The sequence below is a fragment of the Oceanobacillus rekensis genome (assembly GCF_002153375.1).
In the GTDB taxonomy this organism is placed as follows: Bacteria; Bacillota; Bacilli; order Bacillales; family Amphibacillaceae; genus Oceanobacillus; species Oceanobacillus rekensis.
In genome coordinates, this window is the sequence record NZ_MTBQ01000003.1 from 650,636 (window position 1) to 667,089 (window position 16,454).

At 35.5% G+C, this 16,454-nt stretch carries 17 protein-coding genes and 1 pseudogene; 5 read left to right on the forward strand and 13 right to left on the reverse strand.

The window, feature by feature from the left end:
* The first annotated feature begins 123 nt into the window (after window positions 1–123).
* From BV906_RS10620 to BV906_RS19875, 4 genes and pseudogenes are all read left to right on the forward strand, one after another.
* The gene (locus BV906_RS10620; RefSeq protein ID WP_087973482.1) at window positions 124–675 is read left to right on the forward strand and encodes an RNA polymerase sigma factor; all 552 of its coding nucleotides are present in this window, start codon (window positions 124–126) and stop codon (window positions 673–675) included.
* A complete protein-coding gene (locus tag BV906_RS10625; protein WP_087973483.1) occupies window positions 675–2,081 on the forward strand; it encodes a hypothetical protein in 1,407 nt (468 codons plus the stop codon). Before BV906_RS10620 ends, BV906_RS10625 begins: the two co-directional genes overlap by 1 nt.
* A gap of 454 nt (window positions 2,082–2,535) precedes the next feature.
* Window positions 2,536–2,964: a HEAT repeat domain-containing protein gene (locus tag BV906_RS10630; protein WP_087973484.1), complete on the forward strand. Its 429-nt coding sequence runs from the start codon at window positions 2,536–2,538 to the stop codon at window positions 2,962–2,964.
* Between the two features lie 251 nt (window positions 2,965–3,215).
* Window positions 3,216–3,317 (forward strand): annotated as a pseudogene (locus BV906_RS19875) (alpha/beta hydrolase); the annotation flags it as partial.
* Between the two features lie 92 nt (window positions 3,318–3,409).
* On the opposite strand, the gene BV906_RS10635 reads toward BV906_RS19875, so the two are convergent.
* From BV906_RS10635 to wrbA, 13 genes are all read right to left on the reverse strand, one after another.
* Entirely contained in the window at window positions 3,410–3,919 is a 510-nt protein-coding gene (locus BV906_RS10635) for a YfiT family bacillithiol transferase (RefSeq protein ID WP_087973485.1), read from the reverse strand.
* Window positions 3,920–4,186: 267 nt separating this feature from the next.
* Entirely contained in the window at window positions 4,187–4,408 is a 222-nt protein-coding gene (locus BV906_RS10640) for a hypothetical protein (RefSeq protein WP_087973486.1), read from the reverse strand.
* Between the two features lie 95 nt (window positions 4,409–4,503).
* Window positions 4,504–4,686 carry a hypothetical protein gene (locus BV906_RS10645; protein ID WP_087973487.1) on the reverse strand — a complete coding sequence of 61 codons (183 nt, stop codon included), beginning with the start codon at window positions 4,684–4,686 and terminating at the stop codon, window positions 4,504–4,506.
* Between the two features lie 408 nt (window positions 4,687–5,094).
* On the reverse strand, window positions 5,095–6,708 hold the full coding sequence (locus tag BV906_RS10650; protein WP_087973488.1) for an ABC transporter permease: 1,614 nt from the start codon (window positions 6,706–6,708) through the stop codon (window positions 5,095–5,097).
* Between the two features lie 25 nt (window positions 6,709–6,733).
* Entirely contained in the window at window positions 6,734–7,615 is an 882-nt protein-coding gene (locus BV906_RS10655) for an ABC transporter ATP-binding protein (protein WP_087973489.1), read from the reverse strand.
* A 70-nt stretch (window positions 7,616–7,685) separates the two neighbouring features.
* Complete coding sequence (locus BV906_RS10660; protein WP_245844057.1) at window positions 7,686–8,342, reverse strand: TetR/AcrR family transcriptional regulator; 657 nt, start codon at window positions 8,340–8,342, stop codon at window positions 7,686–7,688.
* A 329-nt stretch (window positions 8,343–8,671) separates the two neighbouring features.
* Entirely contained in the window at window positions 8,672–9,232 is a 561-nt protein-coding gene (locus BV906_RS10665) for a TetR/AcrR family transcriptional regulator (protein WP_087973490.1), read from the reverse strand.
* 23 nt (window positions 9,233–9,255) lie between these two features.
* On the reverse strand, window positions 9,256–10,440 hold the full coding sequence (locus tag BV906_RS10670) for an MFS transporter (protein ID WP_245844059.1): 1,185 nt from the start codon (window positions 10,438–10,440) through the stop codon (window positions 9,256–9,258).
* A 605-nt stretch (window positions 10,441–11,045) separates the two neighbouring features.
* A complete protein-coding gene (locus tag BV906_RS10675) occupies window positions 11,046–11,531 on the reverse strand; it encodes a GNAT family N-acetyltransferase (protein WP_087973491.1) in 486 nt (161 codons plus the stop codon).
* Window positions 11,532–12,099: 568 nt separating this feature from the next.
* On the reverse strand, window positions 12,100–12,462 hold the full coding sequence (locus BV906_RS10680) for a spore germination protein (RefSeq protein WP_087973492.1): 363 nt from the start codon (window positions 12,460–12,462) through the stop codon (window positions 12,100–12,102).
* Entirely contained in the window at window positions 12,429–12,845 is a 417-nt protein-coding gene (locus BV906_RS10685) for a spore germination protein (protein ID WP_176330316.1), read from the reverse strand. Before BV906_RS10685 ends, BV906_RS10680 begins: the two co-directional genes overlap by 34 nt.
* 103 nt (window positions 12,846–12,948) lie before the next feature.
* Window positions 12,949–13,413 carry a CBO0543 family protein gene (locus BV906_RS20030; protein WP_087973494.1) on the reverse strand — a complete coding sequence of 155 codons (465 nt, stop codon included), beginning with the start codon at window positions 13,411–13,413 and terminating at the stop codon, window positions 12,949–12,951.
* Between the two features lie 855 nt (window positions 13,414–14,268).
* The gene (gene wrbA, locus BV906_RS10695) at window positions 14,269–14,880 is read right to left on the reverse strand and encodes an NAD(P)H:quinone oxidoreductase (RefSeq protein WP_087973573.1); all 612 of its coding nucleotides are present in this window, start codon (window positions 14,878–14,880) and stop codon (window positions 14,269–14,271) included.
* Window positions 14,881–15,271: 391 nt separating this feature from the next.
* Between wrbA and BV906_RS10700 the strand changes: the two genes are divergently transcribed.
* On the forward strand, window positions 15,272–16,351 hold the full coding sequence (locus BV906_RS10700; RefSeq protein WP_425435192.1) for a YkvI family membrane protein: 1,080 nt from the start codon (window positions 15,272–15,274) through the stop codon (window positions 16,349–16,351).
* Window positions 16,352–16,454 lie beyond the last annotated feature (103 nt).

A 16,454-nucleotide genomic window follows, 5' to 3' on the forward strand; every position in this document is an offset into this window, starting at 1 on the left:
TTTAAATATAATGAACGCTTCATCATGACTATCTCAAATTATTCATCTCTAATTATGAATTCTAAGAATCCTTTCTTAAAACCTCTCGTCTATAATGATGAGAGAAGAATAGGGGGAGGACTAATGGAAGATCAAGAACTCATACGACAGATTCTTAGCGGTGACAAGTTAGCGATACAGAAATTGCACAGCCGCTATGTTGATCGTATTTTCAATTATATTTACTTACAAACGAATAGCTATCATGATTCAGAGGAACTTTTACAGGATGTGTTCTTTAAAACTGCAAGACAATTACATAATTTTGAAGGGAAATCATCATTTAAAACGTGGATTTTCAAAATCACCCGGAATGTGGTGATTGATTATTATCGAAAAAATAATAATAGGAGCAAGTCGATTGCAATGGAGGGTGGCGTCCTGGAAACAAAAGTTGGTGAGGCTGAATCAGCAGAGAATACGGTTCTCCGGAATTTACATATGGGTGAAGTGATGCAAATGCTTAATAAGTTGCCAAAACATTATCAAACGGTTCTCCATTTGAGGTTTATCGAGGACTTTTCTATAAAGGAAACGGCTGAAATTATGGGTAAAACGACGCTTTCCGTAAAAGCGTTGCAACACCGAGCTAGAAAGGAACTGTCTGAACATATCAATTTGGAGGTGAGCAGTTGATGAATAAACGTAAACAAAAGGAAGATCCATTTCTCGATTCTCTAAGTAATGAAAGGATGGAAGCTTCTAATGAGGCACGTGAAAAAAGTCTTCTTGCCTTTCAAGATGGATTAAATCAAGCTGATCTGCGCAAAACCAAAAGTAAGCGGCGTAAGCTCAGGCAACGAGTGATTGGAATTTCTCAAACCGCAGTGGTTTTAGTGATTGCATGGGTGTTAGTTCTTAGTACCGGAATCTTAGGAGATAGTAAATCTGACGTTACAACAGATCAAGGAATTGATGGTAATGTTGCACATCAGGAAGAGGAAAATGCGATAGATGGGCAAAACAACGAACCCAATTATTCATTAGAAACGATATGGAACAGACCACCCTTTGATTACGATGATTTAAACGGAGTATCGACAAGCAGTATTTTCAATAACAATTTAGAAGTTTATCTTCCTAGGGACTGGACAATTGAAGAAACAGAAGGGGACGGTGCATATTCAATTCATATGTCCGGGGAGAATGGCGAGCAAATGAACCTTTTGCTGTTTAATGAAGATTATAATCAAGAAGTATTTGATACCCATCTTCAAGAGTTGACGGCGAGTTTTGCTAAGGCTGAGGAGGTTTCTGTACCTGTTGATGTGTTTATTAACGAAATACAGTTAAGCCACCAGCTCTCTTTCCCTCATGAAAATGTGTTTCCGTTTGAAATAGAAAATGCAGAAATAACGGCATTTTTTGATGAAGAAAACGGGAAGTTCATGGAATTGTATGTCTCTGAATTATTTGGTCATCCGATGATTTTTACTTCTGAGCTATCACTAGATGATCCTGAAAGCTGGATGTTGCCTATACGATTTTTCACTTTCATGCAGGCTAATTATCCCTATACGATTCATGGGTCAGAAGGTGACCTTCACCTGAAATTCAACAGACCGATTGGAAAAAGTGTTCTATTACCAGTAGGTGCAATGGGAGTGGAGGAAGTCGATGTGGAGTTGTATGAAAATGATGATCTAAATATGACTAGCTATCTCCCTCGTAATACAGAAGTAGAACGGATAGAACATGGTCAGTTTACAGAGTGGCGTTTTACAGAACCAAACGTTTCTGAAAACAGCTTTTATGCCTTTGGCAAGCTAAAGGATGGGTTTCCTCTTGAAAACAGGAAGGAAATTATGTTTGAAGCATTGAACATCGACCTTTCTTATAGCGATAACTCGGAAGGGGTGAATTCTTACCATTACTCTTACCAAAGTGGAATGGATGAGGAGTTTTTCGATGGTTATTTCGAATTATTTGAAACTGGCGGAGAATGGTATTACAAGCATAAGCATGCGGATCGAGAGGATTATAATGGTGGTGTTTATACACAAAGATTAGATCTATTTATAGATTCGATGGAATGGCATTAAACGGTTCTTGAGTATCTTATGGGTTGATTGTACATCTAAAAATCAGTGGGAAGAATACTCACTGATTTTTAAGATCATAAGGAAACGGACATTATTTTCTCTCTTTTATTTGATCATCAATAACTCGTGGAATATGAAAACTTACTGCTTTACTTGTGAAATTTGCTAAGCTTTACTTTTAATTGTTCTCGATGTTTTTTATGATACGATTCACTGCCGTCTGGGAATAATATATTTAAGTCCCAAACGTCCCTTATTATGTTAAAGTACCAATTATTATAAGTACATACTGTCACAATAGGTGTCTTTTAAAAAAGTCTTGAAACCTTACGTTCCCATTGTTCCATATCTCCTTACCGGCGAATCATCGCTTTTTCCACCCGGACAACGTATAATAAGAGAAGCAGAAGAGGAATTCATTTTTCCTCTAGTTAAAAAAAAGAGGTGCAAATACTTGAAACAGTTTGAAACAGCATTACCTGAGCAGTACGAAGCATTAAAAAAACAGGCCAATTATACGTCTAGCTGGCGAGAACGCTTAGACGCAGTCGAAAAGTTATCGGCTTATCAACATGACAAAATTATTGATTTATTAAAAAACCGAATGCAGCATGATACTGTCTACAAGGTGCAATTGGCAGCCTATGAAGCACTTTCAGCGTTTGGTGAGGACGTAGAGAAGCCATTACCTGCACGGTTTGATATTATCAAAGACACTGACAAAATTTTCCTGCGGGTGAAAAAGAGCTTACCAAAGGACCACACAGTGGCAGACTTTGCGGATAAGCTAAAACGTATGCGTTTAGATGTTTTTGATGCGTATGAAGGAGACAAAGGTGCAGAATTTATGAACTGGTTAGAGGAACGTTGGACAAAACTGTAAACAGTAGTGGCTATTCATGAAGGAAAGTCATTCTCGCCGGGTGTGGTGGGGATGTCTTTTTCTTATTTTACGGTACTATTCATCGAACTAATATTAATTGCATTACATTTTCTTCTTTGATTATCTATCTTTATTGTCGCCCTGAATCCCCATAATAGCTCTATTAAGCCTTCTTCATCCAAATAAGTAAAGGATTTGAAGTTATCGCTTCCTTCCCCCTATTCACTCCATTAGAAAAACTAGCAATCGATAAAAAAGTAATTATTGTTGGCTTCTCATTAGGTGCACATGTAGCTATTCAAATGTTAAGTATTAATCCCAACTTGATTGATTATGCATTCATTAACAGTGCATTTGATTGAGCCTATTTAGTTCTTGCACCATATAATTCATTTTAAAAAATTGGCTTATCCAGATTGGATAAGCCAATTTCTGAAATATTATGCTATTTTGATAATGCAATTTTTATATGGGCCAAGTGATGCTCTTCATGCCAAGCTAATTTTGCAATCTTTGTTGCAACTGTTATTTCACCGTTTTTCTGGTGAGTAAAAGTTCGATTTAATTGCTCTTCAATTAAACTATTTCCTAAAGATACGATACGCTCATTTATGCCTTCCAGCATTTTTATAGAACTTTCTATAGGAAGCTCTGTATCCGGTTGAACAGCCCACTTGTCTTGATCAAAATTTGGTACTGTTGGATTCTCATCCGTTAAAGCCAGTTTCAAACGTTGATACATGTTCAACTGAGAATCTGCAATGTGATGAACAAGCCCGCGAACTGTCCAACTACCATCACGATAAGTTTTACTTAATTCCTCATCACTTAATGTGTCGACTGTTTCTCTTAATTTTATCGTGTAAGTTTCGATTTGTCTTAACCATTCTTGAATATTTTCAAGTGTCACCTTATCGGGTACTTGTAATTTGCCAATTGGGTATCTTACATCCATTTTCAATCCCCTTTTCCCTATTATATTTTATTTTGATTTTAACCTTTAATATACCTAATCTACTTAGTTCTTGTAAACCTTTTGCCGTAATACAGAACCTACTTGAATCTATGCTCAGTTGAGTGGAAGACCCAGAAAAGATTTCTATAGAAAATATTTTAGATGAAAAGGAGCAAGAAAAGGAGTTCCGCGTTGCCCCTATTAAATTATTGCATCATTTACTTTAAGTAGAACTATTAACATAAAGTATTATTAAAATTACCTTTGCTACAAAAGTGGTTGGAGAAAGGTATCAAATATTTTTTGATAGCCAAAGGGCAAAAACGAAGCTATCAATAAACCAATTACAATATAAGTAGTTACCAAAACTCTTAATTTCCGAAGCGTAATTTCTTTTCTTTTATATGCGATATTTAATACCTTAATTATAGAATAAACAGTGATAAAAATTATTATAGCTGAAAAGATACTAATTATAATCACTTCCATTTTTGAACCTCCTTTAACCCAATCATTTAACTATCCCCGCCACTTTATTACAAGAATCGATTATCCTTGTTTCACACTCGCACCAGTTAACGAAACTAAAACGGCAGGTTTTGAAAAAGCGAAATGGTTATAACTAATGCCGATAAAGATCCCGCAGACAGTAAGGTTATCATTTTTCGCCAATTTATCTCTTTTGAAGGTTTTAAAGCCTCTTGGGAAACCGTAATCCATATCAAAGCAGAAACTATGGCTACTATGACAATAACATCTTTAGACATATTCAATACTCCCTTGATTTATATTTTGTTTAATTTTAAACAAGTATTATTCCGTTAAATTACCTTATGTACGAATTAGAAAAATTTATGTTTCACTATTAAACAATCCTGCCATTTTTTAGGTATGATTATCTGCTCTTTAGGAATTGATTTGTAACTGTGTCAAAAAAGATCTTCTTGTCTATTGAAAATAAATATATTTATTATTAATAGTTAAAAGCCGCATTCTTCTACCTGAAAAATGCGGCTAATTCAAAAAACAATACTTTACTCTTCACATTCTCTCGACCAGCACACATAAGATTTTGGGGGGAAAAAGTTATTTACCACTGTTCAACACTCACGCTCGATTCCTTGTAAGCCTTGGCATGAGGTCTTGAATAAATTCCACTTACTTCTCGGACAATATTAAGCCCCTTCAATCATATCCCGTCTCTTATAACCAAGATAACCAAGTATCATCAAAACGATGCTAATCACGGTTATCATAATGAAAATTAGTGCATCAAACTCTTCAATTGGCATTTTAGGTATCCAGCTTTGAATGGCTGTTTTTGAAAACCATTCTGGTAAGTCTAATATACTACCAAAGTAGTTTAGAAGAAAGGAATAGGCAAGATAAATATACACCACTTTACCTAGTTTCGGTGCCCAACCGAGAGCTAAAGCTGCAAGACTAGTAAAGAATAATACGGATGGTAAGAAGTTGAAGCCAGCAGCAAGAAAATCAAATATATCCATCGTTAATTTATCCCCCATGCTAGCTATAGCTGTACCCCCAAGACTGCCTGCAGCTAATAGAATTCCTGCTAAACCTGCAAAAACAGCTAAACCAATACTGGTCCAATAGAATTGGCCGCGGGTCACTTTTGTGGCATAAAGCTGACTTAAGTGTAATCGGCTTTCTTCAGAGAATAGTTTATTTACAATGGCAATTGGTAATATCGAAACCAAAGACATCATGACCATCATTATCGTTCCAGTGAATGATTCTTCAATAGAAATACCTGAATGCGTAAACATATCCTTCATTACTTCGTTACTTCCAAGGAAGGTTTGCATGTCTCCATAAATTGAGCCATAGGCCGCCCCCATAATAACAAAGGCAATCAACCAACTAATCATCACGCCTTTGTTAATCTTGATAAATAAACCACGGACAGACAGCAAGGATTTCTTAGCACTTTCTCGACCTTCTCTTTCAGGAAGATAGCCAGACCCCATATCGCGAGCACCTTCAAGCCTAAAAGCAATGACCATCATCATTAAACTGAAAATCAAGGCAAAAATAAGAGGAATCCAGTTATTTTCCGTAAAGGGATAGGTTAAATATGTCCATCCTAAAGGATTAATCATGGATAAGTCAACATTGGAGACATCTGTCCCCGCACGAACAATATAAAGCAGTCCTATAATTCCAAGTGCTGACCCTGTTGCACCAGATGAAGCAGGCATAATTTGTGCCATAACCAGAGCAATCCCGGCGCCGAGAATACCAGCCATTCCGATTGAAGCCCCGAATAAAAAGGAACCTTCCACAGAAATCGTATCAACACCAAAGCTCATCATTACTCCACCAATAAAAAGTGCTAATATAACATTGATGAAAAGGATTTCCATCATTACAGCAAGAGAATTTGCTTGACGACCAATTTGAAAGGAGCGCACAAGTTCAGTCAGACCAAGATCCTCTTCTTTACGCGTATGACTTATCACATGTAAAGCAGCGACGACCATTGCAAATAAACCACAGAATAGCAACATTTCGTGTGCATACATTGCTCCTAAGGTGTAATCAACTGCCGCTTCAATTGGTGTAGGACCTACCATGGCTATCATAGCAGGGTTTAGTAATGTTTCGTACATTCCCAACAATCCCTGGCCTTTTGCTATTTCTTCAAAAGCTGGAACAAAAGCAGCTGAAAATAAACCAAGTCCTAAAACCCAAACAATTATTTTTTTCAAATCGCGTTTTAGATATTGCAGAAACAGTGTATCCCAACCTGCAAATTTTTCTTTCATCGTATTTCATCCTCCTTTCAGACGGTTATCCTTCATAATGACGCATGAACAAATCTTCAAGAGTCGGCGGCACAGATTCAAACTTTTTGACACCTAATTTGCTTGCTTCCATTAAAATATCATTGATATACTGATTATCCGCAGAGAATGTCGCTTGATTATCTTTTTGTTTGAAATCAAATACTCCGTTTATACCAGCCATTTCAGCCACATCACCTTCTGTTGCCAACGTTACAGTAGAACGAGTCAAGTGACGCAGTTCATCGAGGGTGCCAGTTTCAACAATCTTACCTTGGCGAATGATGACAACCTTGTCTGCCAAGCGTTCTACTTCACTCAAAATATGAGAGGATAGCAGTATGGATTTACCTGCTTCTTTAATTTTTTCTACTTCTTCTTGAAAAATTGCCTCCATTAAAGGGTCAAGACCAGACGTTGGTTCATCAAAAATGTATAAATCCGAATCAGTAGATAATGCTGCAATCAAACCCACCTTTTGACGATTTCCCTTTGAATATCCCTTGGCTTTTTTCTTTGGGTCCAATTCAAAGCGCTTAATTAGATAGTCGCGCTTTTGCTTATCTCCCCGTCCATGCAATTTAAGGAATAAATCAATAATTTCCCCACCTGTCAACGATCCCCAAAGTGTCACATCTCCTGGAACATATGAAATGCGTTTGTGAATTTCAATGCTTTCTTTCCAAACGTCCTTACCGAAAATTTTCGCATTACCGGCATCACGATGGATAATTCCTAGCAAGATACGGATCGTTGTAGATTTACCAGACCCATTCGGACCAATAAAACCAACAACTTCTCCAGCATTTACCGTGAAATTCACATCACTTAACGCCTGAAACTTGCCGAAGTTTTTTTCTAAACCTTGAATAGTTATAATTTCTTTCATCGCACGGACACTCCTTTTTTAAGAATTTGATAGCGCTTGATAACGTGATTATGGCTTTCCTATTTCAGTCTTATTTGTAAAAGCTGTGCTTCAGTATTTCAGAATATTTCTCCCATTCTTTGAGATATTGATCTCCAAATTCACCGACATCTTCAAAGCTGTTAATTTGCTGGATGGCTTTATCCCCAAATCCAAACATTGTCCAATTAAGGATTTCAATTGCCTTTTCGATATCAATCTCTTCACGGAACATGGTGTAATCAATATTTCTATAAATTATCTCTGTGCCTCGATCATAGATTGAATCAACTTTGTGCTTAATCATATCTTTTACTTCCTCCGACTCCTCTTGGGTGGAAGAAGCCAGGAAATCGAATACGTGAGGGAAATTTCTATGGATATGGAGCTTCTGTAATCCAATATTTTCGATTCTTTTAAATAGATCCGTTTCATTTAGATCTATTTGTTCATAAAGACTCTCGATAATTTGAATACCGTATTCGATTAAATATACATAAAGATCTTTCTTGCTAATAAAATAATTAAATAATGAACCTTTAGATATTTTTGCCTCTTTTACAATTTCGTTTGTTGATGCTTTATCAAATCCGTTTTGGACAAATTCCTTTATTGCTACATTAATAATAAGCTCTTTCTTCTCTGCTTTTAATTTATCAAAGTTCGAGTAAATGGTCGTGAACTCCTTCCGTTGATAATTTGACCACAATGGTCAATTTAACTTTAGCATTAATGACCATTGTGGTCAATATAAAATAAAAAAGAACCCATTTTAAAAAGGAAACGGATTCTTTCTATGTGAATTTAGATACAATTTTCATTAATAAGTTTGCTCATGTTCTAGCTTATGTTGTTCCACAATCTGGCCCGAATGCTGAACAAAAGATGAATAGGACTTTTTCACTAACCTGCTAGATAGCACAATAAAAGGCGACTGCTCTTATTGTCCTATTCTGCCATTATAGTTTAAGACTGATGCTAACTTTGTAAAATCATTTTTTGAAACTTACTTGGTGTTACGTACACCCCTTCACAATCTTATAAACTGATACCTGTCCAAAAGATATCCCATGTTATTTCTTGTAATTTTTCATACTTTCTACTATCTTCATATACTAATTGAATATCCAGTCCATCTAACAATGCAACAAAAGCCAGAGCACACTCTTTCGCACTTATACGGAATGTTTGTTTTGCAAAGCAAGATTCTAATGTACCAGTCAAAATATTTATATATTTATATGGTTTTTGGATAACATCTTCATACATCTCATCCGGTACAAGAAAAGAAATTGTTAGCATTAGTTGTGTATTTGGATTTGTTTGAAACCGTACTTTATGTTCCGTTAGAAAGTGATATAATTGCTGCTCAATCGGTTTCTCTGCATGTTGCAGAAAATAATGCTTAATAAATTGCACTTCTTCTTCTACAGCTTCCTTATACACTTCTTGAAATAACAATCGTTTATGCGGAAAATGGTATGCAAGTGATTGTTTGCGGATGCCTACTTCTTCTGCAATTTGGGAAAGCTTCGTCCCCTCATAACCAAATTTGTTAAAATGAGAGATAGCAATTTTTTTAATTTTTCCTTTACTCAAAAATAACTCCCCTTTCTTCTACATTATGCAGTACGCCTTTTAACATAAAATATAGATAACAATAGGAATAATACATAGGCACCAATTGAAATATAAAATACTGCTGCATATGTATTATACACTTGTGCTACTATCCCGAGTGCCATAGCCCCAATACCAATACCAATGTCGAAAAAGTTAAAAAACGATGCAACTGCGTTCTCATGCTCATGTTCTTCAACTGAACTGATACACCAAGCTTGAATTGCAGGGAAAATCGCACCAAAACCAATACCATAGAGAAACGCAGCAATCAAAAACTGCACATCATTTTGTACAAACACAAGTAAAACAAGCCCAGTCATCGCAACTAATCCAAACAAAATTAACATAAGACCTGGACCAAAGCGGTCATACATTCTGCCAGAGAACAAACGTACAACAAGTCCTGCTAGTGCTACTACTGTAAAGAACAAAGCTACTTGATCAAGCCCTTTTTCAATAGCAAATAATGCTATAAAGGACATAATCCCACCTGCAGCAATTCCTATTAGTGCAATAAGAATCGATTGAAATAGCACTCGTTTTTCAATTAATTTAAATTGAATAGCCGGTGTTGGTTTCTTCTCTAAGCTTTTTGAAACCGTTGATTTACGCGATATAAACAATGTAATGAGTAACGTCAACAACATAAACGCCATTCCGCTCATGAAAAGTCCTTTGAAATCCCATATTTCCAGAAACATTACACCAACTAGTGGTCCAACGGAAACCATGGTCGTTTCTCCTACACCAAAATATCCAATCCCTTCTCCAAGCCGTTCTTTAGGAATATTTTCAGCAGCAATTGTTGTGAAATAGGTCGTCGTAATGCCAAAGCCAAACCCATGAAGAATACGAATCAGGACTAATGCCCAAACCTCTGTCGCTAAATAGTATCCACCAGTTGCAAGTGCCCCAATAGCTATGCCTATTACTAATAAATATTTTTTATCCATTTTCATTGCCATGATGCCTGTAAATGGTCGAATTAAAATGGCAGAAATCACAAAGATTCCTGTTACAAGTCCTATCTGTGTTGCCTCGCCTCCGATACTTGAAACATAAAGTGGCAATGTAGGCGCAAGCATCTCAAATGCTAAAAATAAGAATGCATTTGCTAACAAAACAAAAGTAAATGAGCGACTCCATAGCTTTGCTTTTGGTCGTTGATTCGCAATCGTAATCAATGATATTACCCCGCTTTCAAAAATAAAATTAATCCCATAATAATTACGTTATCTGACTATAGTCAGATTAATTGTACCTGACTATAGTCAGGTAGTAAACTATTAAAAATATTTATTACATTTATTTTTAATTTTTCCAATAGGGGGGGGTACCGCCAGAAAGTCGCAAATTTACAACGTTAAGGCTATTCCAACAACATGGCCCGATTGTTAAAGATAATCAGACGGAACTCTATAGCTAATCTGCAATTTCGTTTAAGTACATTTCTTCACAGTCTCATAATTAAGTTTAACCTAATATATATCTGAATTTTTTATGAAATACATCAGTGAAACTGATTTTTCAAGAAATATAAAATTGCTTTTTTAAATGCTAAAAGCTCTGCTAACATGCAGAGCTTTTTATAATTTGTAAGTTAATTTAATTATTTAATGTTTTGCACTTCAAAACGGAATCCTTTTCTTTTAAGAAGACTATACCAATAATAATATGTCTTATTAAGTCGTTGTCAAAAATAAAAGACACTTTCTTCCACGAATGCGCGCTGAATAAAGTACGGTATATTTTATTATGTATATCTAACAGCACTATGAAGTAGAGCGTTTTATGCTCTTACATCCATTCCTTTTTTCATTGTGATAAAATCAGCTTCATCATTTGAAAATTCCCCTTGTTTAACAAAACCAGCTTTTTCATACAAATGGATTGCTCTTTTATTAAAGGTGGCAACGGTTAAACGAATGTCTTTGCCTTTATGGTTTTCTTCCACAAAGGTAAGTATATGTGAAAAGAATTCATATCCTTTTCCCTTTCCTGTTAATTCAGGTTTCATGCCAAGTCCAATATCCACGCAATCTTCATTGTAAACACCGACCATATCCCCTGCTGGCACTTGAGCAGATCTCCCCGTGCAAAAGAAACCAATGAACTCACTTTCGGTATCAAGTGTCACATAATATTTACTACTTAGTAATTCGAGTATTGCATCGGATGTTAATATATGATTATAAAAGTCATATGGTTTTGGATACTTCCAGCACAAGGCATCAACGGCATAGTGCTGATTCATTTTTTTAATACTCAAAGACATAATCGTTCCCCGTTTCTAATATCACTTTAGTTTAATTTTTCTATTTCCGTAATTCCTTAAGTGATGATTCCCCTCATTTTATGCTCTTGTATATATTCTATAATAATGATTATTTTCCTGCTTATGTTTTCTTTAACCAGAGCTAATCCCCAATAATAATCAAAGAGCCCTTACAAGAGCAAAAAAAAGAAGCTGTAAAGTCCCAGCTTCATCCATACTTACCTGCGAATGTTTCTTCCTTGTTTCCTTTTATTCAAAAACTTTCTAATAAACGGATAAACTATTGGTCCATATTTAATGAGCCTTCTTAATAAACGTCCCATGATTTCTCCTCCATTGCGGTAGAATCTGATTGCATATGTTTATATTTCCTTTAATTGCAGAATTTTAAACAATAAAGATTTTAGCCGTTCCAGACTAGCCTTCTCGAATCACTTCAATTAATCTCTAAATAATCGATGCGATTTCGCTAATTTCATATTCAAACTCCCTCGCTGTAAGAGTTTTTGATAAGGACATCATAACACCTTCCAGCAAAAGAACTCTAGGCATATCTCTGTCTAGTTCATCATTTAAAAATACAACTATCCATAATACCGTCAATGCTCACTCTTGATATCCTATTATTCACTTCTTCAATTAACGTTTTATCCGCTATTCCTTCTACATAAGCAATTACGACTTTCGTTTTGGTGTATTCCCCTACTTCCATCGATTTCATTTTTAACTTTGGGCTACGTATTCTTCTTCGCAGTAAGGAAGTGTTTACAGATAGGGATTCAATAAATCCATCCCGTGGACCTCTGACAACCGCTTCTGCCTGTGGCTCGTCGATTGAACGCTTATCCGATTTTGCGAGTCCTAACGAAAATCCTATTTTTTGCTGATCTACTATGATTACTGGATTACTGAAGAAATCTCCCCGATACATTCCGAAAATGTTTTAACTTCTTTTACACTGGATACCGAAACGCTTTTATTTATTAATGTATCAACTTGGTAGTCTTTCTCTTCCGCCCGTTTCATAAGTGGGGAAAGTACACTATTATCAATCTCCTCAACACTTGAGAGACCTTCAATGTAAATAAGAATAGCTTTATCTTTCTTTCCAATGTAAAAAGACCGAAAGATAACATCCGAGCTATCGCTATAAATGGAGCGAAATTTGATTTCATTATCCGTTAAACGAGTAGAGAGCGGTTCTTGTTCATGAATGGATTGTTTCCCTACCTCGGTTTTATTTTTCTTTTTGGTGTTCGTTGATCTCCTTGACTTAATTTTGGATATTAACCGATTTGAACGTCCCTTATTCATCACAGACATCCCTTCTCATCAAAAAAAAAAATTCGTTATATCTTCGGTTTATACTTGGAAATTTATAGCTCATTACTACAAATAATATTTAAATGGAACTGTCTCATTTTTTTCTTTCCAGTTTGTGAATTAACATTATAAGGGTACGGATAAACATAATTAGAAAAAAGACACCGATAAATGTATGTACCCATGTCCATGTATGATATTCAAGCAAATCTGTATATCTTTCCAAAAGTACCTCAATGAACGTTAAAACAAAGGTAAATATTGCGCATTTTATAATTATGCTAGGATATCTTGAATAATATGTTACTAGATAAAAGTAAATACAGATAACTGGAAGAATAAGATATTCATAAAGAAGGCTGGAACTGAAATGGTTACTCAAAAAGTTTATAGGATATTCGAGCATTTTTTCTTCTACAACTAGAACACCAAGAATAATGGAGAAGTAAGCGGTCAATAAAAAGATTAAAAGCAAATCTTTGGTTGGGGCTTTTCTAAAACTAAATAAGAGTAAAGCAATGCCAATGATGAGCGTTAACCATAAAATTATTTTTTCCAAGTATAATCAGTCCTCCAACAATCATTTTAACGAGAGTCAGGAATTGCTACATTCAAAAATCACTTCATTCGATCTAGAGGGAAATATAACAAACATTGCAATAACAAATGGAATCGAATGCCACATACTCCAACCATTATGATGGAAAATTAAGCCTATGTGCAGGTTAATATATTCGCTTGCAAGATATAGCATAACCCAAATTATGAAATCAAATGAAATATACTTACTCTCCATTTATTCGTCCCAAAAAATTATTTTAGATAAATCAAAATAGTCACCGAGTAACAAACAAACATAATTGCTAGAGAAATTGTTGTATGATTAAATAATAACGAAGGAAATATACTATCTTTAAAGTGCCAAAATGGATATCATGTCATTTACGATAGAGTATGGTTGGATAATACTTTTCCCAATTTCTCAAATCTCCCCACCACCGCCAAAGCAAATAAAAATAAGAAGTTATAGATAAGATGCATAATGTAATCACCCTAATGAAGTAAGTAGACTACATATATGTTTTACATTAATTGTAAATATATCCTCTTTTACATTTTGAAGATAATTTACTTCGGTCTTACGAGCACATCATCAGGTCGGCTCAACTATTTTCTGTTCTCAATTTGCCCCCCGTGGATGGCATATAAGATTGGTGAAGGGTACAGGGTACACTAGCAGATACCATTCTAGATCGAGTTGTACATGATTTCTTAGAATATACTGAAGACTAAATTAAAAGGAATGAGTCCGAAACAACATCGAACTCATTCCCAATAAGCTTTTTATTTAAATAACCTGTCTAACTAGGGTCATCTTATACGTGATTGTCCCTCTTTTTCTTATAAAATATTCTTATTGATTTCCTTTTTTAACCCATTCTGCAACTGTTGTAGTACGTTTAGCCTGATGTTTCACAGCACCTTCCACATCTTCAATCATTTTACCGTCTTGATCGACTGTTACACTCGTTCCATAAGGATTTCCTCCTGCTCCATAAATGACAGGATCCGTGTAACCAGGGGTTGCAATAATTGCACCCCAATGCATCATGGAAGTATACAATGATAAAAGAGTGGCTTCTTGACCTCCATGTGGATTCTGAGCAGAAGTCATTGCACTAACTACTTTATTTACTGTCTTACCATTTGCCCAAATTCCACCTTGGATATCAAGAAATTGCTTCATTTGTGATGGCATGTTACCAAAACGGGTTGGAACACTAAAGATGATGGCATCTGCCCATTCAATATCATCTGATGTTGCAACTGGAACGTCTTTTGTTGCTTCAACAGTTGATTTCCATACTTCATTTCCTTCAATCACTGATTCTGGAGCTAATTCTTGTACTTTTAACACTTTAACTTCAGCACCTGCAGCTTTTGCTCCTTCTTCTGCCCATTTTGCCAACTGGTGATTTGTTCCACCCATACTATAAAAAACAACTGCTAATTTAACGTTTGACATATTTTCACTCTCCTTTGTTCTTCCAAATAGTTTTTCTAAAATTCCCATTTTTTTGCTCCCTTTTCTACTTTCTCTTATAAGAAACCATCTCCATTAAAATGGGGTTTAAAAGGTTCTTCACCTTCTTTTTCCCAAACCTTGAAGAACTTATGCTTAATCTTACATCTCATTAATTTATATTTTTTAGCTGATTTCACATTTGAATCACATAAAATAATTCCTCCATGGAGATATGTATGAAAATAAATGGTTATCGCTTAGTTTCCAGTAATTTTTTTGGAAATCACATCATTTCTGCTACAGAAATTTATTAATGAGTATGAAAAGATATGATCGTAAAATAATAAGAAACATCAATAAGTTGCTAAAAGGATAAACATAGGAGGACAACATGAACAACAGAGATAAAATGAGGAAAATTTTTAAAATTTCTAGCGCCTTTGTTGGAATTATTGTTGGAGCTGGATTTGCCTCTGGTCAGGAATTATTGCAGTACTTTACAAGTTTTGGGTATATGGGGACAATTGGAGCTTTTGTTGCAATCGTTCTTTTTGGATACCTTGGAATGATTTTGACAAAGCTCGGCAGCCGAACACGGGCGGAATCACATCAAGAGGTCATTCACAAGATTAGTGGTCGTTTTCTAGGAGTTATCATCGATTATATACTGGTTTTCATACTCCTTGGTATAGGGATTGTCATGATAGCAGGATCAGGTTCTATTTTTCACCAGCATTTCGGGTTACCTTCCATTGTAGGTACCATTCTGATGGTCGTTCTCGTTATTCTCACACTTATGCTAAAAGTGGATGGAGTCATTAAGGTAATTGGAAATATCACACCCTTTTTGATTATTGTTGTTATTTATTTATTTATTCATAGTATGTTCACCATGGATGCATCGTTTGCCGATCTTGAGCCAATTGCACAGGAACAAACGTCAGCTGCGGGACATTGGCTTATATCTTTATTAAATTATGTTTCGTTCAACATTGCGACGGGGGCTTCTATGACACTTGTTATGGGTGGAGATGAGCGGAATGAAAAGATAGCATCCATCGGCGGACTTGTTGGAGGTATCGCCATAGGTCTTATTATGACGATAGGTCACTTATCTATCTTTTCAAAAGTTGATTCGGTTGGAGACTTGGAAATGCCATTACTGGGAATTGCCAATAGTGTTTCTCCTATCTTTGGCCTTCTGTATGCCATCGTTTTATTCGGAATGATTTTTAACACTGCAGTAAGCATGTTTTTCTCATTTGGTATACGTTTTGCAAAATCACAAAGCACGAAATTTAAAGTAATCGTCATTTCAGCCGTAATGATAGGTTTTGCAGCAAGCTTCTTTGGCTTTGTTAAGCTTGTGTCGTTTTTCTATCCACTCTTTGGTTATTTAGGGATGCTACTGATTATCGTTCTTATCATCACATCATTTCGAATGAAAAAGATTGAGAAAGTTAAAAAATAATGATGCGATTTGATGGGACAAAATTAGATTGGAAAGTTTTAATGACAAAAAGATGAGGAAATTCATAGGTTTAGGTGATCAATGCTGTTTTGCGGTACGATAT